The organism is Pandoraea sputorum, assembly GCF_000814845.2.
Lineage (GTDB): Bacteria > Pseudomonadota > Gammaproteobacteria > Burkholderiales > Burkholderiaceae > Pandoraea > Pandoraea sputorum.
The window spans coordinates 5098558-5123008 of record NZ_CP010431.2; the positions used below are offsets into that span (position 1 = coordinate 5098558).

General features: G+C 59.8%; 16 protein-coding genes, 2 tRNA genes and 3 rRNA genes. 10 read left to right on the forward strand and 11 right to left on the reverse strand.

The window, feature by feature from the left end; all coding sequences use genetic code 11:
• Positions 1 to 39 precede the first annotated feature (39 nt).
• Positions 40 to 2115, reverse strand: a complete 2076-nt coding sequence (locus NA29_RS22520) for a molybdopterin-containing oxidoreductase family protein (protein WP_039393363.1) — start codon at positions 2113 to 2115, stop codon at positions 40 to 42.
• Between the two features lie 214 nt (positions 2116 to 2329).
• On the opposite strand from NA29_RS22520, the gene NA29_RS22525 reads away from it, so the two are divergent.
• Positions 2330 to 3526, forward strand: a complete 1197-nt coding sequence (locus NA29_RS22525) for a M20 aminoacylase family protein (RefSeq protein WP_039393365.1) — start codon at positions 2330 to 2332, stop codon at positions 3524 to 3526.
• Between the two features lie 87 nt (positions 3527 to 3613).
• Here the strand turns inward: NA29_RS22525 and NA29_RS22530 are convergent, their stop codons facing one another.
• From NA29_RS22530 to NA29_RS22565, 8 genes are all read right to left on the reverse strand, one after another.
• The gene (locus tag NA29_RS22530; protein ID WP_157744789.1) at positions 3614 to 4456 is read right to left on the reverse strand and encodes a DUF3047 domain-containing protein; all 843 of its coding nucleotides are present in this window, start codon (positions 4454 to 4456) and stop codon (positions 3614 to 3616) included.
• A 174-nt stretch (positions 4457 to 4630) separates the two neighbouring features.
• Positions 4631 to 4743 (reverse strand): 5S ribosomal RNA (gene rrf / locus NA29_RS22535).
• 131 nt (positions 4744 to 4874) lie between these two features.
• Positions 4875 to 7752: ribosomal RNA gene (locus NA29_RS22540) — 23S ribosomal RNA — on the reverse strand.
• A gap of 298 nt (positions 7753 to 8050) precedes the next feature.
• Positions 8051 to 8126: transfer RNA gene (locus NA29_RS22545), tRNA-Ala, on the reverse strand.
• A gap of 51 nt (positions 8127 to 8177) precedes the next feature.
• Positions 8178 to 8254, reverse strand: a tRNA-Ile gene (locus NA29_RS22550).
• A 64-nt stretch (positions 8255 to 8318) separates the two neighbouring features.
• Positions 8319 to 9851: ribosomal RNA gene (locus tag NA29_RS22555) — 16S ribosomal RNA — on the reverse strand.
• Together the 16S, 23S and 5S rRNA genes with 2 tRNA genes alongside form the textbook arrangement of a ribosomal RNA operon.
• Before the next feature lie 573 nt (positions 9852 to 10424).
• Entirely contained in the window at positions 10425 to 11225 is an 801-nt protein-coding gene (locus tag NA29_RS22560) for a basic amino acid ABC transporter substrate-binding protein (protein WP_039393366.1), read from the reverse strand.
• A gap of 83 nt (positions 11226 to 11308) precedes the next feature.
• Positions 11309 to 12085 (reverse strand): enoyl-CoA hydratase, encoded by a 777-nt coding sequence (locus NA29_RS22565; RefSeq protein WP_039393368.1) that lies wholly within the window; start codon positions 12083 to 12085, stop codon positions 11309 to 11311.
• Between the two features lie 627 nt (positions 12086 to 12712).
• Here NA29_RS22565 and paaN point away from each other — a divergent pair.
• The 5 genes from paaN (at position 12713) to paaK (ending at position 18604) form a co-directional block, all read left to right on the forward strand.
• A complete protein-coding gene (gene paaN / locus NA29_RS22570; protein ID WP_039393369.1) occupies positions 12713 to 14407 on the forward strand; it encodes a phenylacetic acid degradation protein PaaN in 1695 nt (564 codons plus the stop codon).
• A 169-nt stretch (positions 14408 to 14576) separates the two neighbouring features.
• Positions 14577 to 15779, forward strand: coding sequence for a 3-oxoadipyl-CoA thiolase (gene pcaF / locus NA29_RS22575; protein ID WP_039393370.1), 1203 nt, complete (start codon positions 14577 to 14579; stop codon positions 15777 to 15779).
• Positions 15780 to 15822: 43 nt separating this feature from the next.
• A complete protein-coding gene (paaG, locus tag NA29_RS22580) occupies positions 15823 to 16605 on the forward strand; it encodes a 2-(1,2-epoxy-1,2-dihydrophenyl)acetyl-CoA isomerase PaaG (RefSeq protein ID WP_039393374.1) in 783 nt (260 codons plus the stop codon).
• 148 nt (positions 16606 to 16753) lie between these two features.
• A complete protein-coding gene (paaI, locus tag NA29_RS22585) occupies positions 16754 to 17209 on the forward strand; it encodes a hydroxyphenylacetyl-CoA thioesterase PaaI (RefSeq protein WP_224786873.1) in 456 nt (151 codons plus the stop codon).
• 99 nt (positions 17210 to 17308) lie between these two features.
• Entirely contained in the window at positions 17309 to 18604 is a 1296-nt protein-coding gene (paaK, locus tag NA29_RS22590) for a phenylacetate--CoA ligase PaaK (RefSeq protein ID WP_039393376.1), read from the forward strand.
• Positions 18605 to 18703: 99 nt separating this feature from the next.
• Here paaK and mltA read toward each other — a convergent pair whose 3' ends face one another.
• Positions 18704 to 19846 (reverse strand): murein transglycosylase A, encoded by a 1143-nt coding sequence (gene mltA, locus NA29_RS22595; RefSeq protein WP_039393378.1) that lies wholly within the window; start codon positions 19844 to 19846, stop codon positions 18704 to 18706.
• Between mltA and NA29_RS22600 the strand changes: the two genes are divergently transcribed.
• On the forward strand, positions 19845 to 20087 hold the full coding sequence (locus NA29_RS22600; RefSeq protein ID WP_039393380.1) for a hypothetical protein: 243 nt from the start codon (positions 19845 to 19847) through the stop codon (positions 20085 to 20087). The genes mltA and NA29_RS22600 overlap by 2 nt on opposite strands.
• Before the next feature lie 45 nt (positions 20088 to 20132).
• On the opposite strand, the gene apaG is transcribed toward NA29_RS22600, so the two are convergent.
• The gene (gene apaG / locus NA29_RS22605; protein WP_039393382.1) at positions 20133 to 20507 is read right to left on the reverse strand and encodes a Co2+/Mg2+ efflux facilitator ApaG/CorD; all 375 of its coding nucleotides are present in this window, start codon (positions 20505 to 20507) and stop codon (positions 20133 to 20135) included.
• Positions 20508 to 20817: 310 nt separating this feature from the next.
• Here apaG and rpe point away from each other — a divergent pair, with 310 nt between their 5' ends.
• The 3 genes from rpe (at position 20818) to trpE (ending at position 24146) form a co-directional block, all read left to right on the forward strand.
• Positions 20818 to 21498: a ribulose-phosphate 3-epimerase gene (rpe, locus tag NA29_RS22610; protein ID WP_010808649.1), complete on the forward strand. Its 681-nt coding sequence runs from the start codon at positions 20818 to 20820 to the stop codon at positions 21496 to 21498.
• Positions 21495 to 22211, forward strand: a complete 717-nt coding sequence (locus NA29_RS22615; protein ID WP_039393389.1) for a phosphoglycolate phosphatase — start codon at positions 21495 to 21497, stop codon at positions 22209 to 22211. Before rpe ends, NA29_RS22615 begins: the two co-directional genes overlap by 4 nt.
• Before the next feature lie 429 nt (positions 22212 to 22640).
• Complete coding sequence (gene trpE, locus NA29_RS22620) at positions 22641 to 24146, forward strand: anthranilate synthase component I (protein ID WP_039393391.1); 1506 nt, start codon at positions 22641 to 22643, stop codon at positions 24144 to 24146.
• Positions 24147 to 24451 lie beyond the last annotated feature (305 nt).

The window sequence follows — 24451 nt, forward strand, 5'->3', positions numbered from 1 at the left end:
TCGGAACGGGCTTGGAACGGGCTTGGAACGTCCCCGCCGTCAGACCGGCGCTACGTCGACCAGGCAATCGTAAAACGTCGGTGCCCGGCCAAGATCGGTGAGTTGCTGGCTGGTGACTTCGTTGGCGTTCTTTCCGTCCGGCGCGAGCTTCTTCCACCAGATCGAAAGTCCGACGACAACGCCCTCCCGCGCTTTCTCCGTGACCCGGGCCTTGGCGTTAAGCGTGCCCCGGTCATTAAAAATACGCACGCTCGCACCATCCGAAATGCCGCGTGGCGCCGCGTCTTCCGGATGAATATCCAACGTGGGTTCTCCGACCGTAGCCCGAAGACTATCGACGTTAACGAAACTGGAATTCAGGAAGTTGCGTGCCGGGGGTGAAATCATGGCCAGCGGGTAGCGCTCAGCCAATCCCGGATTACTGGCGACCGACTCGTACGGCGGCACCCAATCCGGTAGCGGATCGAATCCTTCTTCGCGCATACGCTCGGAGTAGAACTCGCATTTGCCGGACGGCGTATAAAACTGACCGTTCGCAAAGGGCGCCTCAGGCAGATCGTAGCGAATCCACCCGTCACGTTTGAGCGTCTCCCAGTCACTGCCAGCCATGCGAGCATCGTTCCAGCGGATCGATTGCTCTGCCAGTTGGTCGTCGGTGTCAGAAAAGCACGGCTCCTGCCATCCCATCCGCTTAGCCAGCAGACGGAAAATCTCCGAGTTCGGCTTCGACTCACCGAGTGGCGCGATGGCCGGGTTGTTCGCTAGCAGATACGTATGACCGTAGGCCTTGTGAATGTCCAGATGCTCCAGCTGCGTCGTCGCTGGCAACACGAAGTCCGCGTAGTCTGCCGTGTCCGTCTGGAAGTGCTCGAGTACGACAGTGAAGAGATCTTCACGACCGAAGCCAGCCGCGACCTTGCTCGACTCAGGCGCAACGGCCACCGGGTTGCTGTTGTAAACCACCAGCGCCTCGATCTTCGGGCCGAAAACGTCGTCGCCCGGATGACACAACGCGTCACCAATGGCACTCATATTGACGATGCGCGCCGGTTTATCCTGGCGCGCCCGTAGATCGGGGCGGGCCTGCGCCGCCGCGTCCACCGGCGCATAGCCGGAGGTCGACATAAGCAGCCCGCCAGCCGGGTCTCGCCAAGCACCGATCAGCGCCGGGAGACATGCCACTGCACGGGTTGCCTGGCCACCGCCCCTCGCGCGCTGCATGCCGTAGTTAAGACGAATGGCGGCAGGCTTCGCACTGGCGTACTCACGAGCCAGCGTCGTCACCGTTTCTTCGGGAATGCCGCAAATCTCTGCGACCCGCGCCGGGGTATAGCGACGAACGCGGTCTTTTAGCTCGCTGTAACCGACCGTGTGACGTGCGATGTACTCGTGATCGACCAGATCCTCCGCGATCAGCACGTGCATCATGCCCAGCGCCAATGCAGCATCGGTGCCCGGCAGCAGTGCGATGTGCTGATGGCACTTCTCTGCAGTGAGGGATCGGTAGGGATCGATGGCAATCAGCTTGGCACCCCGTCGCTTGGCTTCCTGCGCAATGGCCCAGAAGTGCACGCTCGACGTGATGGGATTGCTCCCCCAGATGAGGATGAGCTTGCTGTCGACGAAATGCTCGACATGCATGCCAACGCCAGCGCCATACGTATATCGAAGCCCTGCGGCCCCCGCGCTCGCGCAAATAGTACGATCGAGATCGGATGCTCCGATCTTATTGAAGAATCGTGCGGCCATCGACTCACCCTGCACGAAGCCCATCGTGCCGGCGTAGCTGTAGGGCAGGATCGCTTCGGGTTCTCGGGCCGCAATGGCGCCAAGGCGGGTGGCGATCTCATCGAGCGCTTCGTCCCAGCTCACCCGCACGAACTCGCCGCTGCCCTTCGGCCCAACGCGCTTGAGCGGGTGCAGCAGACGATCCGGGTGATAAGTTCGTTCAGTGTAGCGAGAGACTTTCGTGCACAGGACGCCCTTGGTCGTCGGATGGTCCGCATCTCCCTGGACCTTGATCGCGACGCCGTTCTCCACCGTCACGTGCAGCGCGCACGTATCGGGGCAGTCATGCGGGCATGCGGCCCGAACGACGTGGGTATTGGTCGTCATTAAACTACTCCTCTCTCTACCAAAACTCTGCGCTCGGGGACATCGGCGCGCTGGCGATATTGTATTACGTTCGCCTGCGGGCTGCCCCGCCACACGGGCATTTCCGACTTTTTTCGGGCGGGTCCGACGGCTCGTTCGGACATTTCCGAGCGAGGTGCCAGACCTGCCCATTAGGGGTAAGATGAGCCATTGCGCTCCGCAGGAAACCCCCGTCATGAAGCTCATTCCAGAAATCGACGCCGCTCGCGGCGAAATCCAGACCATCCGACGTGACATCCACGCGCACCCCGAACTGTGCTTCGAAGAGAAACGCACCTCCGACGTCGTTGCCGACACACTGACCCAATGGGGCATCCCGATCCATCGGGGCCTCGGCAAGACCGGTCTCGTCGGCATCATAAAAAACGGCAGCAGCGACCGTGCGATCGGTCTGCGCGCCGACATGGACGCTCTCCCGATTCACGAAGCTAATACCTTCGAGCATGCCTCCCGGCATGAAGGTAAGATGCACGCCTGTGGGCATGACGGGCACACCGCCATGCTGCTTGCTGCAGCGCAATATCTGCAGAAGCACCGAAATTTCGACGGCACGGTCTACCTCATTTTCCAGCCTGCGGAAGAAGGTGGTGGCGGTGCCCGGGAGATGATCAAGGACGGGCTGTTCGAACGGTTCCCGATGCAAGCGGTGTTCGGTATGCATAACTGGCCGGGCGTACCGACGGGCACGTTCGCCGTCACGCCCGGGCCGATGATGGCATCGAGCAACGAATTCAAGATTTCGATTCGCGGCAAGGGTACCCATGCGGGTATTCCGAACGCAGGGATCGATCCAGTGATTGCTGCCGTCCAGGTCGCTCAAGCGCTGCAGAGCATCATTACCCGCAATAAGCGTCCGATTGACGCAGCAGTGCTCTCAATCACGCAAATCCACGCTGGCGATACGACGAATGTTGTCCCCGATCTTGCATGGCTTGGCGGTACGATTCGCACGTTTTCCATCGAGGTCCTCGATCTGATCGAGACACGGCTTCGCGAGGTTTCCGAGTTTGTGGCCAAGGGGCTCGGTTGCACGGCCGAAATCGAGTTTCACCGCAACTACCCGCCGACCATTAATGAGCCGGGCATGGCTGCGCTATGCGCCGATGTAATGCGGCAAGTGGTGGGGAACGAGAACGTCAACGACAAGGTCGAGCCCACGATGGGTGCGGAGGATTTCTCGTTCATGCTGCTTGAGAAGCCGGGTGCCTACGTTTTCATTGGGAATGGTGACGGAACGCACCGGGACAGCGGTCACGGCCTCGGTCCTTGCAACCTTCACAACGCCAGCTATGACTTCAACGATGATCTACTGCCGCTCGGTGGCACCTATTGGGTCAAGCTGGTCGAGACGTATTTCGAGCGCAATAAGTAAGTAAACGACGCTGACATCCCAGCGCCCAACAAAAAAGCCAGCAACGTGATTTGCTGGCTTTTTTGCTTTTGACGGTGCTATCAGCGGCTATTTTGCTGCCGTCGTCGTCGGAATACCGTCTGTGTCCATGTGGATATCACCGTACCACGCAGTGAACTTGGACTGCGTATTATCGCCGTCACTCATGATGGCGATAGCGATCAAACGGCCCGGTGGTTCGCCAAATGCCTTTTCATAATCCTTCGCAATATCCCGGGAATATGTCAGCCATTGGCCGAGGTTGCGCGTGCCGCGCTCGACGACAATCGAACGAATACGAGCGGTGTACGGATTGGGCACGACGTCATTCACGGTGAGTTTGTCGTCACCCCACGTGTACATCAGCGTCGCGAACGGCAACTCCCTGCCGCTGACCATTCGGGCCAGCTCACGGTGCATATGATCTTGCATGGAGAGTTTCCCTGCGTCGCCATCAAAGGCGAGCGCAATGCGCAGCGGCGCATCGTCATATCGCTTCGTACGGATGTCCGCGTTGATCGGCATTGCGTCAGTTCGCCAACGCCACCTCAGTTTCGCACCGGGATATACGGGAATATCTAGCTTTTGCGCAATGCCGGAAGCCGAACCGTCAACGGTCGCGCGAATCACTGCGATTCCTTCGCTATCCGTGGTCTGCTCGTAGTGCGTCAGACGCTTGTTGCGGGTGACAAGATATGTCTCCCAGTGCGGAGGAAGCCCTTCGGGATCGACAGCCGCGGAGAGCGGTGCGATTTCCTCACCATGTGACAAGGCCGTCGAAGTCGAAGTGTGCGCGATCGACGCGTCTTGCGACGCACATCCACCAATGCTGCCAATCGCAAAGGCCACACCAAAGCTCACCACCCCGACCTGCCACCTCGCGTAATGCTTATTTTTATTCCGCTCGACCACCCGTTTTACTCCTCGAACTTCTGACCCCGTGGCCAAATGCTAAGCGAGAAATGCACGACGATCTACCCGGAATTTCACTTCGTACTGGCATTACAACAACGCAGTAATACACAAAGCGAGCGCTACAAAGCAAAAACCCCTTGCTACTGTAGTAGCAAGGGGTTTTTAAGGGGAGCCTGACGATTACCTACTTTCACACGGGTATCCGCACTATCATCGGCGTGGAGTCGTTTCACGGTCCTGTTCGGGATGGGAAGGGGTGGTTCCAACTCGCTATGGTCATCAGGCTTAACTTGTATGTTCTGCTGACCTGGGGTCAACAAAACCAATTCGGAAGAAGCGTAGTACAACAAATATTGTGGATTGTGAGTGTATCGGCACATTGCGATACTCACACCAGGAAAAACACACTGGTTATAGGATCAAGCCTTACGGGCAATTAGTATCAGTTAGCTTAACGCATTACTGCGCTTCCACACCTGACCTATCAACGTCCTGGTCTTGAACGACCCTTCAAAGGAATCGAGTTCCTAGGGAAGTCTCATCTTAAGGCGAGTTTCCCGCTTAGATGCTTTCAGCGGTTATCTCTTCCGAACATAGCTACCCGGCGATGCCACTGGCGTGACAACCGGTACACCAGAGGTTCGTCCACTCCGGTCCTCTCGTACTAGGAGCAGCCCCCTTCAAACTTCCAACGCCCACGGCAGATAGGGACCAAACTGTCTCACGACGTTTTAAACCCAGCTCACGTACCTCTTTAAATGGCGAACAGCCATACCCTTGGGACCGGCTACAGCCCCAGGATGAGATGAGCCGACATCGAGGTGCCAAACACCGCCGTCGATATGAACTCTTGGGCGGTATCAGCCTGTTATCCCCAGAGTACCTTTTATCCGTTGAGCGATGGCCCTTCCATACAGAACCACCGGATCACTATGACCTGCTTTCGCACCTGCTCGACTTGTCAGTCTCGCAGTTAAGCACGCTTTTGCCATTGCACTATCAGCACGATTTCCGACCGTACCTAGCGTACCTTCGTACTCCTCCGTTACACTTTGGGAGGAGACCGCCCCAGTCAAACTGCCTACCATGCACTGTCCCCGATCCGGATTACGGACCTAGGTTAGAACCTCAAACAAGCCAGGGTGGTATTTCAAGGACGGCTCCACAGAAACTAGCGTTCCTGCTTCAAAGCCTCCCACCTATCCTACACAGACCGGTTCAAAGTCCAATGCAAAGCTACAGTAAAGGTTCATGGGGTCTTTCCGTCTAGCCGCGGGTAGATTGCATCATCACAAACACTTCAACTTCGCTGAGTCTCGGGAGGAGACAGTGTGGCCATCGTTACGCCATTCGTGCAGGTCGGAACTTACCCGACAAGGAATTTCGCTACCTTAGGACCGTTATAGTTACGGCCGCCGTTTACCGGGACTTCAATCAAGAGCTTGCACCCCATCATTTAATCTTCCGGCACCGGGCAGGCGTCACACCCTATACGTCCACTTTCGTGTTTGCAGAGTGCTGTGTTTTTATTAAACAGTCGCAGCCACCAGTTTATTGCAACCCCTTCACCCTTCTGGCGCAGGCCAGTCAAGCTACAAGGGCGTACCTTATCCCGAAGTTACGGTACCAATTTGCCGAGTTCCTTCTCCCGAGTTCTCTCAAGCGCCTTAGAATACTCATCTCGCCCACCTGTGTCGGTTTGCGGTACGGTCTCGTATGACTGAAGCTTAGAGGCTTTTCTTGGAACCACTTCCAATTGCTTCGTGAACAAGTTCACTCGCCCCACAGCCTTGAATTACGCGCCCGGATTTGCCTAAGCGCCTTCTCCACTGCAGGGACCGGGACTTCCAACACCCGGACAACCTTCCGCGATCCGTCCCCCCATCGCATCATACGACGGTGCAGGAATATTAACCTGCTTCCCATCAGCTACGCATCTCTGCCTCGCCTTAGGGGCCGACTCACCCTACGCCGATGAACGTTGCGTAGGAAACCTTGGGCTTACGGCGAGGGGGCCTTTCACCCCCTTTATCGCTACTCATGTCAGCATTCGCACTTCTGATACCTCCAGCATCCTTTACAAGACACCTTCACAGGCTTACAGAACGCTCTCCTACCATGCGAGCAAGCTCGCATCCGCAGCTTCGGTATATTGCTTAGCCCCGTTACATCTTCCGCGCAGGACGACTCGATCAGTGAGCTATTACGCTTTCTTTAAAGGGTGGCTGCTTCTAAGCCAACCTCCTGACTGTTTTAGCCTTCCCACTTCGTTTCCCACTTAGCAATATTTAGGGACCTTAGCTGGCGGTCTGGGTTGTTTCCCTCTTGACACCGGACGTTAGCACCCGATGTCTGTCTCCCGTGATTGCACTCTTCGGTATTCGGAGTTTGCTATGGCGAGGTAATCCGCAATGGACCCCTCAACCATGACAGTGCTCTACCCCCGAAGGTGATACACGAGGCACTACCTAAATAGTTTTCGGAGAGAACCAGCTATTTCCAAGTTTGTTTAGCCTTTCACCCCTATCCACAGCTCATCCCCTAACTTTTCAACGTTAGTGGGTTCGGTCCTCCAGTACGTGTTACCGCACCTTCAACCTGGCCATGGATAGATCACTTGGTTTCGGGTCTACACCCAGCGACTGAACGCCCTATTCGGACTCGCTTTCGCTACGCCTTCCCTATTCGGTTAAGCTCGCCACTGAATGTAAGTCGCTGACCCATTATACAAAAGGTACGCCGTCACCCCTTACGAGGCTCCGACTGTTTGTATGCATGCGGTTTCAGGATCTATTTCACTCCCCTCCCGGGGTTCTTTTCGCCTTTCCCTCACGGTACTGGTTCACTATCGGTCGATTACGAGTATTTAGCCTTGGAGGATGGTCCCCCCATCTTCAGACAGGATTTCACGTGTCCCGCCCTACTTTTCTCAAGCTTAGTTCCACACCAGGGTTTTCTCATACGGGGCTATCACCCACTATGGCCGGACTTTCCATTCCGTTTTGATAACACCGGTGCTAAATCTTGAAGGCTGGTCCCATTTCGCTCGCCACTACTTTGGGAATCTCGGTTGATTTCTTTTCCTGCAGCTACTTAGATGTTTCAGTTCGCCGCGTTCGCTTCGCTAGACCTATGTATTCAGTCTAGGATGACCTAAAAGGCCGGGTTTCCCCATTCGGACATTTGTGGATCAATGCTTATTTGCCAGCTCCCCACAACTTTTCGCAGGCTATCGCGTCCTTCATCGCCTGTAATCGCCAAGGCATCCACCACATGCACTTATTCGCTTGACCCTATAACGAGTGCGTCTTTCGACACATTCTTCATAGGTTGAGTATTAGCGTTGTGCCGTATTCCAAGTCATCTTTCGATCACTTAAATACTGGTTGATACAATCACAACCCGTACAATTTCCACGCGCCATCTCTAACGCGCTTCCGTTGTACTACTTCTTCTTCCAAATTGTTAAAGAACATAAACTGCATGACATTGCTGTCATTCAAAAGCATTCACTTAGCTTGTAATTCATCACAGGGGATTTACTACAGACGTAAAGCGCTTTTGACTGACATCGATGTGATCTAAGGTTTTTGGTGGAGGATGACGGGATCGAACCGACGACCCCCTGCTTGCAAAGCAGGTGCTCTCCCAGCTGAGCTAATCCCCCAATCAAGCCGACTTACCACCACTTGAGTCTGTCACGCAGTGGTTAAAAGCTTGGTGGGTCTAGATGGACTCGAACCATCGACCCCCGCCTTATCAAGACGGTGCTCTAACCAACTGAGCTATAGACCCGACTTAGATCTACGCAGTCAACAACCGATAAGCGTGAACACTCAACTTCCAGTGCATGCTCTAGAAAGGAGGTGATCCAGCCGCAGGTTCCCCTACGGCTACCTTGTTACGACTTCACCCCAGTCATGAATCCTGCCGTGGTAAGCGCCCTCCTTACGGTTAGGCTACCTACTTCTGGCAAAACCCACTCCCATGGTGTGACGGGCGGTGTGTACAAGACCCGGGAACGTATTCACCGCGACATGCTGATCCGCGATTACTAGCGATTCCAGCTTCACGCAGTCGAGTTGCAGACTGCGATCCGGACTACGATCGGTTTTCTGGGGTTAGCTCCACCTCGCGGTTTGGCAGCCCTCTGTACCGACCATTGTATGACGTGTGAAGCCCTACCCATAAGGGCCATGAGGACTTGACGTCATCCCCACCTTCCTCCGGTTTGTCACCGGCAGTCTCCTTAGAGTGCTCTTGCGTAGCAACTAAGGACAAGGGTTGCGCTCGTTGCGGGACTTAACCCAACATCTCACGACACGAGCTGACGACAGCCATGCAGCACCTGTGTTACGGTTCTCTTTCGAGCACATCCGCCTCTCAGCAGACTTCCGTACATGTCAAGGGTAGGTAAGGTTTTTCGCGTTGCATCGAATTAATCCACATCATCCACCGCTTGTGCGGGTCCCCGTCAATTCCTTTGAGTTTTAATCTTGCGACCGTACTCCCCAGGCGGTCAACTTCACGCGTTAGCTACGTTACTAAGGAAATGAATCCCCAACAACTAGTTGACATCGTTTAGGGCGTGGACTACCAGGGTATCTAATCCTGTTTGCTCCCCACGCTTTCGTGCATGAGCGTCAGTATTGGCCCAGGGGGCTGCCTTCGCCATCGGTATTCCTCCACATCTCTACGCATTTCACTGCTACACGTGGAATTCTACCCCCCTCTGCCATACTCTAGCCTTGCAGTCACGAATGCAGTTCCCAGGTTGAGCCCGGGGATTTCACATCCGTCTTACAAAACCGCCTGCGCACGCTTTACGCCCAGTAATTCCGATTAACGCTCGCACCCTACGTATTACCGCGGCTGCTGGCACGTAGTTAGCCGGTGCTTATTCTTCCGGTACCGTCATCCCCCCGAGGTATTAACCCAGAGGATTTCTTTCCGGACAAAAGTGCTTTACAACCCGAAGGCCTTCTTCACACACGCGGCATTGCTGGATCAGGCTTTCGCCCATTGTCCAAAATTCCCCACTGCTGCCTCCCGTAGGAGTCTGGGCCGTGTCTCAGTCCCAGTGTGGCTGGTCGTCCTCTCAGACCAGCTACAGATCGTCGCCTTGGTAAGCTTTTACCCCACCAACTAGCTAATCTGATATCGGCCGCTCTTGTAGCGCGAGGCCCGAAGGTCCCCCGCTTTCCTCCTCAGAGCGTATGCGGTATTAATCCGGCTTTCGCCGAGCTATCCCCCACTACAAGGTACGTTCCGATATATTACTCACCCGTTCGCCACTCGCCACCAGGTGCAAGCACCCGTGCTGCCGTTCGACTTGCATGTGTAAGGCATGCCGCCAGCGTTCAATCTGAGCCAGGATCAAACTCTTCAGTTTAAACCTGTTACTGTTTTCGGTTTTTCGTGATAAATCACTAGAACCGGTCGCTCTCAAAGTATGCTGACAAGTTAATTACTTAACTTACCTATTACTATGTGAGCCTCAATAAATTTAAAGCTTATCTGCCGAAGCAGACGCACTATTCATCGAGTGCCCACACTTATCGGTTGTTTAATTTTTAAAGATCAATCGCATCTGACTTCGCTTCGTCGCTCAATTACCGCGCCGTCGCTTTGTTTTCTGCGTCGCTGCATCAGCAGCAGAGAAGTGAGATTATGTCGCAGCTTCTCGTCGTCGTCAACAGTTTTTTTCGCTTTCTTCGCTCGTCGCCGTAGCGACTCACAAGCTCCAAAACCACTAACCACCGGGCTTTGCGGCCCGTCGCGTCAACTTCGTCGCCGCTTTCGCTGCGTCGCTGTCGTTGCGAGAGACGAGATATTAGTGAAAACCCCGAACCCTGGCAAGCACTTTGTGAAAATAATTTGAAACCCCATGAAAAAGCCCCGTCGCGACGGGGCTTTTTCATTTCATACAGCGCCTGCCGGCGCTGTATGCCGCGTAACTTCGGGACTACTTCTTACCGAAGTACCGCTCGTAGATGGCGTCATACGTACCGTCCGCCTTGATTGCATCGACACCCTTGTTGATCTTGGCCAGAAGCTCGGCATCGCCCTTGCGTACCGCAATGCCGTAGTACTCCTTCGGGAAGCTGCTGTCAGCGACCGTACGAAGCTTGGCATTCGGATTATTCGCAATGAAGTTCACCACCACACCGTTATCTGCGACCACCGCATCAACGCCACCCGCTTCGAGTTCCTTCATCGCCAACGGCGTGCCTTCGAAGCGTTTGACCGACGGATTGTTCTTACCCATCAGTTTCTGCACGACTTCATCGCCCGTCGTCGCCGTCTGCACGCCGACCTTCATCGACTTCAAATCGTCGAACTTCTGCACGGTCGAGTTCACCGGCACGGCGATCAACTGCGATGCCTCAAAGTAAGGCTTCGAGAAATCCATCTGCTTGCTGCGTTCGTCCGTGATCGTGATCGCAGAGATCAGAATGTCGCGGTCGCCCTGCACAAGCGAATTGAAGATGCCTTCGAACGGCGTATTAATAAAGCGGATGGAGATGCCCGCCTTATCGGCCACGGCTTTCATCACATCGATATCGAAACCGGCAATCTGCCGGGTATCGGTTTCGAATTCGAACGGCGCATAGGCAGCGTCCGATCCGACGACGTACACAGGTTGCGAGCCGTCCGGCCCGACAGACCGGCCTGCAGCCGATTCTTCCTTCTTCCCGCAGGCACTCAACAGCAGCCCCGAGGCCACCACCAAGGCCAGCGCAAATGCACGTCGGTTCATCGACATCGTTTCGTCCCTTGCTGAAAAAACCGGCAGACTATCATAGGACGACCTACCCAACGGCGGCCGTCCCGGCTTTTCACAACAGATCAGCGGTGCTTGAAAACCGGCTTGCGCTTCTCGACGAACGCCGCCATGCCTTCCTTCTGGTCTTCCAGCGCGAAGAGCGAATGGAACATGCGACGCTCGAATTGCACGCCCTCGTCGAGGGTCGATTCGAAAGCGCGGTTGACGGCTTCCTTTGCGGCCATGACGACCGGCAGCGAGTATTCGCAGATGGTGTTGGCTGCGCCGATAGCCTCCTCGAGCAACTTGTCGAGCGGCACGATGCGCGATACAAGCCCCGCGCGCTCAGCTTCGGTGGCGTCCATGAAGCGCGCGGTCAGGCACATGTCCATGGCCTTAGCCTTCGACACGGCGCGCGTGAGGCGCTGCGTACCGCCCGCGCCCGGAATCACCCCAAGCTTGATCTCGGGTTGTCCGAACTTTGCGTTGTCCGCGGCGATGATGAAGTCACACATCATGGCCAGTTCGCACCCGCCGCCAAGCGCAAATCCCGACACTGCAGCGATGACCGGCTTGCGGATGCGGCGCACCGTCTCCCAATTGCGCGTGATGTAGTCGCCCTTGAAGACGTCGGCGAACGTGTACTTCGACATCATGCCGATGTCCGCGCCGGCGGCGAACGCCTTCTCGCTCCCGGTGATCACCATGCAACCGATCGCTTCGTCGGCATCGAAGGCGGTGAGCGCAGCGCCCAGCTCATCCATCAACGCGTCGTTCAGCGCGTTGAGCGCTTTCGGACGATTCAGCGTGATCAGACCGACGCGGCCGCGCGTCTCCACCAGAATGTTCTCGTACGTCATCCTCTTACTCCTCCAGTCAAAGTCTCGTCTTGTGATTCGGGGGTCAGCGGTAGCCCGGGCTCGACACCCGGGCAACCGCCGGAAACAGAAAAGGCGATGGGCGCGCCATCGGTTTGCAACGGCGCTGCGGCGCTCTCCGTGGGCCTGGGTGTGCGGCTCGCGGGGCGTCGACTGTAGTGGTTAGGCATGATGCCATCGATCCCCCGGGCACGCACCTTTCGTTCCGCAACGCAGATCCGAGACCGCACGCCATCCAATGCCGGGACAAAGTCCGAGAAATCGCGAGCGAAAGCCACCTCCATCCGACAATGCTTCCCGCGAACCGGCCGCCTGCCCTGCACTCGCCGCGCCCGCGCCGGCGACACAGCTCGCATGCCCGGATCCGTCGGGGAAAACCCGGCATCATCGTGTTCCACGCCCGGAAGATTTGGTGCTATATTAACAAACCAACCGGTCGGTCAATTAATGTTGACGACAAAGTGACGACAAGCGTAAGTCCAAGCATGCGTCGGACCCATTAGTCAGACGACCCGGTGCCGTCCCCTGCGTCTTGCCGCGCGAGCCACGAACTTGCCCGCAAGACTGCGAATCCGCCAGCCGCATCCCGATACGGACAGATCCACAGCCATGACTCATCCCCTCTTCGCCAAACACCAAGAGACTCTCGAGCGCGCCCTTCAGGCCATCGCCACGCGTGGTTACTGGAGCCCGTTCACGGAAATGCCGAGCCCGCGCGCGTATGGCGAGACGGCCGCCGCCGACGGCGAAGCCGCTTTCAAACAATATCTGAACGCCGCATTCCCGCTGGAGCAGCGCGGCAGCACGGGCAGCGTCGGCCAGGAAGCGTCGCCGTTCGGCTTTGCGCTCGGCACGACCTACCCGGGATTCGAAATCGACGCCCTGCTCGCCCGCGTGAAGGACGCCCACAAATCGTGGCGCGCCGCGACGCCGGACGCCTGGGTCGGCGTCTCGCTCGAAATCCTCAAGCGCCTGAACGCGCGCAGCTTCGAAATGGCCAACGCCGTGATGCACACGACGGGTCAGGCTTTCATGATGGCGTTCCAGGCCGGTGGCCCGCACGCACAGGATCGCGGTCTCGAAGCCGTGGCCTACGCATGGGACGAACTGCGCCGCATTCCCGCAGACGCCTACTGGGAAAAGCCGCAAGGCAAGAACCCGCCGCTGGCGATGGAAAAGCGTTACACCGTCGTGCCGCGCGGCGTGGCCCTGGTGCTCGGCTGCTGCACATTCCCGACCTGGAACGGCTATCCCGGCTTGTTCGCCAGCCTCGCGACCGGCAATGCCGTCGTCGTCAAGCCGCATCCGGGTGCCATCCTGCCGCTGGCCATCACCGTGAAAATCGCGCGTGAAGTGCTCAAGGAAGCGGGTTTCGATCCGGACGTCGTCACGCTCGCCGCCACCAACCCGAACGACGGCGCCATCGTCCAGCAACTCGCGAAGCGCGACGAAGTGCGTGTGATCGATTTCACCGGTAGCACCGCCAACGGCGACTGGCTGGAGATCAACGCGCGTCAGGCGCAGGTCTACACCGAGAAAGCTGGCGTGAACCAGATCGTGATCGACTCGACGGACGACCTCAAGGGCATGGCCCGCAACATCGGTTTCTCGCTCGCGCTGTACTCGGGCCAGATGTGCACCGCGCCGCAGAACATCTACATCCCGCGCGACGGCATTCAGACGCCGGACGGCAAGGTCTCGTTCGACGAAGTTGTCGCCGCCATTGCAGGTAGCGTTCAGAAGACGTGCAGCGATCCGGCCAAGGCCGTCGAATTGCTCGGCGCGATCCAGAACGAAGGTGTCCTTGCCCGCATCGATGAAGCCCGCAAGGTTGGCCGTGTGGTGCTCGACAGTCAGACGCTCGAACACCCGGCCTTCGCCGGTGCACGCGTGCGCACGCCGCTGATCGTCGCGCTCGACGTCGCCGACGAAGCCACGTACACCCGCGAATGGTTCGGCCCGGTCACGTTCGTAATCGCCGTCGACAGCAGCGAGCAAGCGTTCGCGCTGGCCGGACGCACCGCTGCGCAGCACGGCGCCCTCACGCTGTCGGCCTACACGACGACGCCGGAAGGCGAAGCACTGGCACTCGACGCAGCCATCGAAGGCCGCGTCGCCCTGTCGCTCAACCTGACCGGTGGCGTGTTCGTCAATCAGTCAGCGGCTTACTCGGACTACCACGGCACGGGCGGCAACCCGGCGGCAAACGCCAGCCTGGCCGATGCGGCCTTCGTCGCCAACCGCTTCCGCGTCGTGCAAAGCCGCCACCATGTGCCGGCCAAGTCCGAAGCGAGCGCGACCTGACGCGCATCCACCCGAGTCGTATCTATATAGAGAGGACGGGAAACCCCTCACGCAAATGCGACGGTAAGTCACTACCATAGTCACTCACCGTCGCACGGCCTGCGCGCCTGAGCGCCTCGGCGCCCGCGACCGATCTTCCCGCCACAAGCCAAGACAGGAACGAGACACCATGACCGAAGCCTTCATCTGCGACGCGATCCGCACTCCCATCGGCCGTTACGGCGGTGCGTTGAAGGACGTTCGCGCCGACAACCTCGGTGCAATCCCCCTCAAGGCGCTGATGGCGCGCAACCCGAACGTCGACTGGACGCTGATCGACGACGTTATTTACGGCTGCGCCAATCAGGCAGGTGAAGACAACCGCAACGTCGCTCGCATGGCGTCGCTGCTTGCCGAGTTGCCCATCGACGTGCCGGGCGCGACGCTCAACCGCCTGTGCGGCTCCGGCATGGATGCCATCGGCACCGCCGCGCGCGCCATCAAGGCGGGCGAAGCCGGGCTGATGATCGCAGGCGGCGTCGAATCGATGACGCGCGCGCCGTTCGTGATGGGCAAAGCCGACAGCGCGTTCTCGCGTCAGGCCGCCATTTTCGACACGACCATCGGCTGGCGCTTCATCAACCCGCTGATGAAGGCACAGTACGGCGTCGACTCGATGCCGGAGACGGCAGAGAACGTGGCCGACGACTTCAAGATCAATCGCGAAGATCAGGACCGCTTCGCGCTGCGCAGCCAGGAGAAGGCCGCGCGCGCCCAAGCCGACGGCACGCTCGCACAGGAAATCACGCCGGTGTCGATTGCCCAGAAAAAGGGCGACGCCATCGTCGTCGAACATGACGAACATCCGCGCGCCACGAGCATGGAAGCGCTGGGCAAGCTCAAGGGTGTGGTTCGCCCCGACGGCACCGTCACCGCCGGCAACGCTTCCGGCGTGAACGACGGCTCTTGCGCCCTGCTGCTGGCCAGCGAAAGCGCCGCCAAGCTGCACGGCCTCACGCCGCGTGCCCGCGTGCTCGGCATGGCAACCGCCGGTGTCGCACCGCGCATCATGGGCATCGGCCCGGCCCCGGCCACGGTCAAGCTGCTCAAGCAATTGAACATGACGCTCGACCAGTTCGACGTCATCGAACTGAACGAGGCGTTCGCCAGCCAGGGTCTGGCGGTGCTGCGTCAACTCGGCCTCGCCGACGACGACGCCCGCGTGAACCCGAATGGGGGCGCGATCGCGCTGGGCCATCCGCTGGGTGCATCGGGCGCGCGTCTGGTGACGACGGCGATGTATCAGCTTCACCGCACGGGCGGTCGCTTTGCACTGTGCACGATGTGCATTGGCGTGGGTCAGGGCATTGCCATCGCCATCGAGCGCGTCTGAGCGACACCCTTCTATATATAGAGAGCCCCGGAGACAGCCCCCGATGACCGCCACGATTCAACTGACGCTGAAAGACAACGTCGCCACGATCACGCTCAACCGTCCAGAGAAGCTCAACAGCTTCACGCGGCAGATGCATGCGGAATTGCGCGACGCCCTCGACACTGCTCAGGCACAAGGCGCGCGCGCCGTTGTGCTGACCGGTGCGGGCCGGGGCTTCTGCGCCGGGCAGGATCTGGCGGATCTGGACTTCACGCCAGGTGCATCGACCGATCTCGGCGCGCTGATCGACGAGAACTTCAACCCGCTCGTGCGCAAACTGCGCGCCATGCCGATGCCGGTGATTGCTGCGGTGAACGGCATCGCCGCAGGTGCGGGGGCAAATCTCGCGCTGGCATGTGACATCGTTCTGGCTGGCGCTTCCGTCAACTTCGTACAGGCCTTCGTGAAGATTGGCCTTGTGCCGGATACCGGCGGCACATGGTTCCTGCCGCAACGCATCGGCATGGCCCGCGCGATGGGGCTGGCAATGCTCGGCGACAAGCTCTCGGCTGAGCAGGCCGAACAGTGGGGCCTGATCTGGCGCTGCGTCGACGACGACGCGCTGTTGCCCGAAGCCCAAAAGCTTGCCACACAACTGGCCACACAACCGACGAAGGCGCTCGCGACCATCAAGGAAGCGCTCTACGCGTCGGCAACCAACACGCTCGATCAGCAATTGGATCTGGAGCGCGACGGACAACGCTCACTGGGCGCGTCCTACGACTATGCGGAAGGCGTGAACGCGTTCCTGCAAAAGCGCGCGCCGAAGTTCGAAGGCCGCTGATCGCCGACGAAGCACCGGGCAAACTGAAGGCAAGCAGGACCAGAGAAAGGCAGAACAAGCAGCGACGCACACCGAACGCCAAAACCACACGCGCCGCGCGAGAGACCACGACATAACAAGATTAGACGAGACACAAGAGGAACCCCCGATGAGCCAAACCTCCGCCGCCAAAGCCGTCAGCGACATGACGCCGGAAGAACTTGCCCACGCCACGGGCGAGGCGATGTTCAGCACCGACCGAGCGAGCCAATGGCTGGGCATGGAGTTGCAGGAAGTGCGTCCGGGCTATGCCCGTATGACGATGCGCATTCGCGATGAATTTCTCAACGGTCATGCGATTTGCCACGGCGGCCTGATGTTCACGCTGGCGGATTCGACGTTTGCGTTCGCCTGCAACAGCTACAACGTCGTGACGGTGGCGGCCGGTTGCAGCATCGAGTTCCTCAAGCCGGTCTCGGGCGGCGACACGCTCACCGCCGAAGCGCAGGAGCAGGTGCTCTCGGGGCGTCATGGCATTTACGACATTCGTTTGACGAACAGCGCCGGTGAAGTGGTGGCGATGTTCCGCGGCAAGTCCGCGCAGATCAAGGGCAGTGTCGTCTGACGAGGCCCGGCAATACTCAGTAATGCGCGCGCCCGGACTCGGGCACGTGAGAGGTAATTAACGTATCAGCGTAAGAAGCAAGACCCCAAGGAGACAGTCATGACCACCGCCTTGCCGCTCGAGCCGATCGAGAAAGCGAGCCTCGACGAACTGCGCGCCCTTCAGCTCGACCGACTGAAGACGACGCTGCGGCATGCCTATGAGAATTCACCGGTGTATCGCCGGAAGTTCGAAGAGGCCGGCGTCCACCCGGACGAACTGACCTCGCTGGCCGATCTGGCCAAGTTCCCGTTCACGACGAAGCAGGATCTGCGCGACAGCTATCCCTTCGGCATGTTCGCGGTGCCGATGGAACAGGTCTCGCGCGTGCATGCGTCCTCGGGGACGACGGGCAAGCCGACGGTCGTGGGCTACACCGCCAACGACATCAGCACGTGGGCCGATCTGGTCGCGCGCTCGATTCGCGCCTCCGGTGCGCGTCGCGGTGACAAGGTGCACATCAGCTATGGCTACGGCCTGTTCACGGGCGGTCTCGGTGCACACTACGGCGCAGAACGCGCGGGCCTGACGGTGATTCCGTTCGGCGGCGGTCAGACCGAGAAGCAGGTGCAGCTGATTCAGGACTTCAAGCCGGACATCATTATGGTGACGCCGAGCTACATGCTCGCGATTGCCGACGAACTGGAACGTCAGGGCATCGTGGCGGCGGAATCGTCGCTGCGCATCGGCATCTTCGGCGCGGAGCCGTGGACGAACGACATGCGCACCGCCATCGAGAAGCGCATGGGCATCGACGCGGTCGACATTTACGGCCTGTCGGAAGTGATGGGGCCGGGCGTGGCGTGCGAGTGCGCCGAGACGAAGGACGGCCCGACCATCTGGGAAGATCACTTCTATCCCGAAATCATCGATCCGGACACGGGAGAAGTGCTGCCCGACGGCGAGTTCGGCGAACTGGTGTTTACGTCTCTCACGAAGGAAGCGCTGCCGATCATTCGTTACCGCACGCGCGATCTCACGCGTTTGCTGCCAGGCACGGCGCGCACGATGCGTCGTATGGAGAAGATCACCGGTCGCTCGGACGACATGATGATCATTCGCGGCGTGAACGTCTTCCCGTCGCAGATCGAGGAATTGCTGCTGCGTCAGCCGGTGCTTTCCCCGCACTACCAGATCATTCTGGACAAGGAAGGCCCGATGGACACGATGGCGGTGGACGTCGAAGCGGCCGTCGGATGCGACGACGCGGCTGCGTTGCAGGCGGCCGGCGGTGAACTCAAGCGCGACATCAAGACGCTCATCGGCGTGTCGTGCGCGGTGCGCGTGAAGCCGGTCGGTGGCATCGAACGCTCCGTCGGTAAAGCGCGCCGGGTCGTGGACAAGCGCCCGCGCTGAGCGATTAGCCCACGCTCGTCAGCATGAAAAAAGCCCGCGACCTTCGCGGGCTTTTTCTTGGATGTCGGAACTTGCCAGACTTATCGGAAGCAATCCGGCTTACTGGTTCGGCAGGAACACCCACATCTTGCCGCTCTGGCGCATGCGTCCGGCCAGATCGCCTGCATCGTCGCCCAGTCCCCAGAAGAAGTCCGCACGAACGCCGCCCTTGATCGCACTGCCGGTGTCCTGCGCGAACATCAGCCGGTTGATCGGCGAATTGGCCTGCGGCCCGAACGGCGGACGCGTCGTCGACAGGAACACGGGGCTGCCCAGCGGGATCGACGCCGGATCGACGGCAATCGAGCGCTCTGCCGTCAACGGCACACCCAGCGCGCCGATGGGGCCTTCAATGCCGCCCACGCCGTGGTTCGGCATCTCGCGGAAGAAGACGAAACGCGGATTCACGTCGAGCAACGCATCGACGCGCGACGGGTTCGCGCGCGCCCAGGCACGAATACCCTGCATCGTCGCCTGCGCCGCCGTGATCTCGCCGCGATCGATCAGCCAGCGGCCAATCGACTTGTACGGCTGATCGTTGTTGCCGCCATAACCCACGCGCATGATCGAACCGTCGTCGAGCACAACCTGCCCGGAGCCCTGCACTTGCAGGAAGAACGCCTCGATGGGATCGTCGACGTACACCAGCTCGTAACCGCGCAACATGCCGCTGCGCATCAGTTCGGCGCGGGCAGGAAGCGATCCGGCCTTGCGTCCGGCGGGCCATTTGTACAGCGGCGTCTGATAGACCCCGCCGCGCACGCGCGAGCCGTGGAGCAACGGTTCGTAGTAACCGGTGATCAGGCCCGTCTGCGTCCCATCGGAATTCGCAATGCGAAACGGCGTAAAGTACTGCTCAAAGAACTGGCGCACGGAGGCCGCGTCGAGATCGTCAAGCTGTTCGGAGGCCCGGCAAGCCGGTTGCCACTTCGTCTGACGGCCCAGCTTCACGCAGGTTTGCGCGAGTGCAAGGCGTGCGCCGATCAGGGAATCGTCCTGCCAGCCATCGACATCGGCCCACGTCACGGCCTGCATACGTCCCGCACCGGACGGGGGCGTTGCTACATTCGACGGCGGAACGCCTGGACGCGACGGGGTCGACGGAGGCACACTCGAACAACCATAGAGCAATGCGGCAAACGCGGCGAGCGCCAGGCCCCGGCCAGCGCGCCACCGCCCGAACACATTCAGGAAGAGCGTCATGAGTAATCTGTTCGATGAATATCCGGCCCTGCTGGTGTTGCCGGAGGTGTTGCTGGCGATCGTGATCGTCGCCGCTATCGTGATCTTGCGACGCAAGCCGTCGCCCGGACGCAGGGTTCGCCAGATGCGCGCCACTCGGCCGATGCCGAGCGACACGGTGGACGGAGTGGATCCTGTCGACCCACGCGACGCGTCCAGCGACCCGCTCAAGAAGGAAGACTGGTCCGACGACCGTCGCTGACGCGCCAGTCTGTCGAACCACGCCAACGGTGCGCGCATGCCGGACTCAGTGGAGCGTGCGCGGCATGGTCAGCGCGAATTCCGCGATGGGCGCTTCGAAGCGCGTGCCGTCCTCAGCCACACAGAAGTATTCGCCGCGCATGGTGCCCACCGGCGTGGCGACCATCGCCCAGCTCGTGTATTCGAACTGTTCGCCCGGCTGGAGGAACGGCTGATGTCCGACCACGCCCAGCCCGTTCACTTCCTGGACTTTGTTGTCGCCGTCGGTAATCACCCAGTGACGCGAAATCAGCTGTGCTGGCACCTCGCCGCTGTTGCGAATGGTGATCGTGTAGGCGAAGGCAAACTGCCGCCGATCCGGTTCCGATTGTTCCGGGAGGTACTGCGGACGCACGGTGACGGTGAATTCGTACTGGCTCATCGGGTGTTCCTGTAGCGCATGCGTGCTCTCTGATGTTGTTCTGGTCTGACTCTTATGGGACTGCGGCGGGTTCCAGCAGCGTGACAGGCGAAAAACATAAATGCTGTCCCGTTTTGCAAGGCATTCTGCGGCAAGTCGTCGCGGGTCGCAACCAGCAAACGCCCTTCGAATGTCCGCCAGACGCCCCCCGGAACATTCGCTCGCTGTATCCCACGGAAAGGCTTTCCGGCCGGGGCCTCCGGCACGCAACGGGCAAGCGTCATGTGAAAGCTTTAAAATAGCGCTTTTGACGCCTTCCCCCTGCCCTGCCATGACGCAATTCTGTATCGCCCCCAGCATCCTGTCCGCCGACTTTGCCCGGCTGGGCGAAGAAGTCCGTAACGTCGTGGCGGCGGGCGCCGACTGGATTCACTTCGACGTGATGGACAACCATTACGTTCCCAACCTGACGATCGGCCCGATGGTCTGCGAAGCCATTCGCCCGCACGTGGACGTGCCCATCGACGTGCACCTGATGGTGCGCCCGGTCGACCGCATCGTGCCCGACTTCGCCAAGGCCGGTGCCAATCTGATCACGTTCCACCCGGAAGCCTCGGAACACGTGGACCGCACGCTGAGCCTGATTCGCGACAACGGCTGCAAGGCCGGTCTCGTCTTCAACCCGGGCACCCCGCTGCATTATCTCGATCACGTGATGGATCGCCTGGACATGGTGCTCATCATGTCGGTCAACCCCGGTTTCGGTGGCCAGTCGTTCATTCCGGAAGCACTCAACAAGCTGCGCGCCGTGCGCGCCCGTATCGACGCGTACACCGCCGAGACCGGTCGTGAGATCCGTCTCGAGATCGACGGCGGCGTGAAGGTCGACAACATCGCCGAAATCGCGGCGGCAGGCGCGGACACGTTCGTCGCCGGTTCGGCCATCTTCGGCAAACCCGACTACAAGGCGGTAATCGATCAGATGCGTGCCCAACTCGCGAGCGTCGCATGATCCAGAATCCGCATCTTCAACTGGACGGCATCCGCGCGGTGCTGATCGACCTCGACGGTACGCTCGTCGACACCGCAGGCGACTTCGGCGTCGCATTGAACGCCATGCTCGCCGACCTTGGCGCCGAACCGGTGCCGGTCGAACGTCTGATGACGTTCGTCGGCAAGGGCACAGCCAACCTCGTGCGCAAGACACTCGCCGAGCGCTTCCCCGAGTCGGACATCGACGCGCTGTTCGAGCGTGCGCAAGACAAGTACGAAGCCGTCTACACGTCGATCAACGGCGAGAACACGGTGCTCTATCCCGAAGTGCGCGAAGGGCTGGCCGCGTTGCGCGAAGCCGGTCTGCCGGTGGCCTGCATCACGAACAAGCAGCATCGCTTCGCGGTCGACCTGCTCGCACACTACGGCCTGGGCGATCAGTTCGACCTCGTGTACGGTGGCGACTCGTGGCCCAAGCGCAAGCCGGACCCGATGCCGCTCGTCAAAGCGTGTGAAGCGTTCGGTGTGACGCCTGCGCAAACGGTGCTCGTCGGCGACTCAGGTAACGACGCGCAGGCCGCCCGTGCTGCGGGCTGCCGCTCGCTCACGGTGCCGTACGGCTACAACCATGGCGAATCTATACAAACGATCGACACGGATGGTATAGTCGCCTCAATTCTGGGCGCAGCCCGGGCGATTCTGCCCAAGGCGACGTCCGCACTGGCGAACTGAATTCGTCACCTTCCACACTGCATTCAAGCAATGTTCCTGAACAAGAAACGGAGTCTTAGCGTGATCGACCGGGGGGCCTGGCCCTGGCGACGCTGGTCCTGCTGAACCCTTCCCAAGGGGTGGCCGGGACCGCCGAAGCTCGTCTTCGGCAACCCGTTTCTTGCATCGTTGTTGTTCCCAAGAAGTCATCAATCGGCGCGCCGTCCCTTACGGCGCGCGGATTCGTCGAGACGCATCGTTTCTTCGGTTTTCGTCGCACCCTCGTTGTTGCATCGCCGATGCACGCGGGTTCGACGCGGACCGATGTGGACCGATAGGCCGCGACGTGGGTCAGCACATCCCACCCCGACACGACTCAGGTATTCTCAACGCCAATCCACGCCGATATCGCGGGACCGCCCGCCGGCAAACTTGCAGGCAGAGTGCAACATGACCGAACTCGAATTCAAATCGCTGGCCAACCAGGGCTTCAACCGTATTCCGCTGATCGCCGAAGCCTTTGCCGATCTCGACACCCCGCTGTCGCTTTATCTCAAGCTGGCGTTGGGCGACCGTCGCGGTGCGAACACTTTCCTGCTGGAGTCCGTCGTCGGGGGCGAGCGCTTTGGCCGCTACTCCTTCATCGGCCTGTCCGCCCACACGCTGCTGCGCAGCTTCGGCCCGAAGACCGAAGTCGTGCGCGACGGCACCATCGTCGAGACGCATGAGGGCGATCCGCTCGAATTCATCACCCAGTTCCAGGCGCGCTTCAAAGTGGCGCTGCGCCCCGGCATGCCGCGTTTCTGCGGTGGCCTCGCCGGTTACTTCGGCTACGACGCCGTGCGCTACATCGAGAAGAAGCTCGCGCACACCGCACCGCGCGACGACCTGAATCTGCCGGACATCCAGTTGCTGCTCACCGAAGAACTCGCCGTGATCGACAACCTGACCGGCAAGCTCTACCTCATCATCTATGCGGACCCCACGCAGCCGGAAGCCTATTCGAAGGCACGCCTGCGTCTGCGCGAGCTGCGCGCGCGCCTGAAAGCACCGGTCGACGCCCCCGTCACGTCCGGTAGCGTGCGCACCGAGACCTTCCGCGAATTCGCCAAGCCGGACTATCTGGCCGCCGTCGCCAAAGCGAAGGAAGCCATCGCCGCCGGTGAACTGATGCAGGTGCAGGTCGGCCAGCGCCTCATCAAGCCGTACCGCGACGCCCCCCTCTCGCTTTATCGCGCGCTGCGCTCGCTCAACCCGTCGCCGTATATGTACTTCTACAACTTCGGCGACTTCCAGGTCGTGGGCGCATCGCCGGAGATTCTGGTGCGTCAGGAACGTCGTCAGACGCCCGACGGCGAACACGAGATCGTGACGATTCGTCCGCTCGCCGGCACGCGTCCTCGCGGCGCGACGCCCGAGCGCGACGCCGAACTGGCGAAGGAGTTGCTTGGCGATCCGAAGGAAATTGCCGAACACGTGATGCTGATCGATCTGGCTCGCAACGACGTGGGCCGCATCGCGCAAACCGGCACCGTCGAAGTCACCGACAAGATGGTCATCGAGAAGTACTCGCACGTGCAGCACATCGTGAGTTCGGTGGAAGGCCGTCTGCAACCGGGTCTGTCGAACATCGACGTGCTGCGCGCCACCTTCCCGGCGGGCACGCTCACCGGCGCACCGAAAGTGCGTGCGATGGAGCTGATCGACGAACTCGAACCGGTCAAGCGCGGCCTCTACGGCGGTGCAGTGGGCTACCTGTCGTTCGGCGGTGAAATGGACGTGGCCATCGCGATTCGCACCGGCGTGGTGAAGGACGGCAATCTGTACGTGCAGGCCGCCGCCGGCATCGTGGCCGACTCGGTGCCCGAATCGGAATGGCAAGAGACGGAGAACAAGGCGCGCGCCGTGCTACGTGCGGCCGAACAGGTGCAGGACGGACTCGACGCAGAGTACTGATCCCTGCACCCTCACACCGCTGCACCAATGTGAAGCGCATTGCCGTTTAAAACGCAACACGCTTCCCTACATTGCATGTCGGTGACACTTCGCCCGGAAAGGCCTCGAATCGACGCTCTAGTCGATTCGGGGCCTTTGTTGATTTAGCACAACCGTTCGCTTTTTTCGACCACTTTGGTATACGCCGATTGACGTCTCCCACGATATAGTTAGGTGTCCGTCGGGAGGTCGAAGCTTCTATGGCGAAACCATGCAATCCACGTATGCGTTCCGACATCGCGAATATCCGAGCGATGTCCTCAACG

Excerpts from the sequence above, each read along its gene's own strand:
- NA29_RS22520 (WP_039393363.1), bottom strand. The coding sequence starts at position 2,115 with ATGACGACCAATACCCACGTCGTTCGGGCCGCATGCCCGCATGACTGC.
- NA29_RS22525 (WP_039393365.1), top strand. The coding sequence starts at position 2,330 with ATGAAGCTCATTCCAGAAATCGACGCCGCTCGCGGCGAAATCCAGACC.
- NA29_RS22560 (WP_039393366.1), bottom strand. The coding sequence starts at position 11,225 with ATGTCGATGAACCGACGTGCATTTGCGCTGGCCTTGGTGGTGGCCTCG.
- NA29_RS22565 (WP_039393368.1), bottom strand. The coding sequence starts at position 12,085 with ATGACGTACGAGAACATTCTGGTGGAGACGCGCGGCCGCGTCGGTCTG.
- paaN (WP_039393369.1), top strand. The coding sequence starts at position 12,713 with ATGACTCATCCCCTCTTCGCCAAACACCAAGAGACTCTCGAGCGCGCC.
- pcaF (WP_039393370.1), top strand. The coding sequence starts at position 14,577 with ATGACCGAAGCCTTCATCTGCGACGCGATCCGCACTCCCATCGGCCGT.
- paaG (WP_039393374.1), top strand. The coding sequence starts at position 15,823 with ATGACCGCCACGATTCAACTGACGCTGAAAGACAACGTCGCCACGATC.
- paaI (WP_224786873.1), top strand. The coding sequence starts at position 16,754 with ATGAGCCAAACCTCCGCCGCCAAAGCCGTCAGCGACATGACGCCGGAA.
- paaK (WP_039393376.1), top strand. The coding sequence starts at position 17,309 with ATGACCACCGCCTTGCCGCTCGAGCCGATCGAGAAAGCGAGCCTCGAC.
- NA29_RS22600 (WP_039393380.1), top strand. The coding sequence starts at position 19,845 with ATGAGTAATCTGTTCGATGAATATCCGGCCCTGCTGGTGTTGCCGGAG.
- mltA (WP_039393378.1), bottom strand. The coding sequence starts at position 19,846 with ATGACGCTCTTCCTGAATGTGTTCGGGCGGTGGCGCGCTGGCCGGGGC.
- apaG (WP_039393382.1), bottom strand. The coding sequence starts at position 20,507 with ATGAGCCAGTACGAATTCACCGTCACCGTGCGTCCGCAGTACCTCCCG.
- rpe (WP_010808649.1), top strand. The coding sequence starts at position 20,818 with ATGACGCAATTCTGTATCGCCCCCAGCATCCTGTCCGCCGACTTTGCC.
- NA29_RS22615 (WP_039393389.1), top strand. The coding sequence starts at position 21,495 with ATGATCCAGAATCCGCATCTTCAACTGGACGGCATCCGCGCGGTGCTG.
- trpE (WP_039393391.1), top strand. The coding sequence starts at position 22,641 with ATGACCGAACTCGAATTCAAATCGCTGGCCAACCAGGGCTTCAACCGT.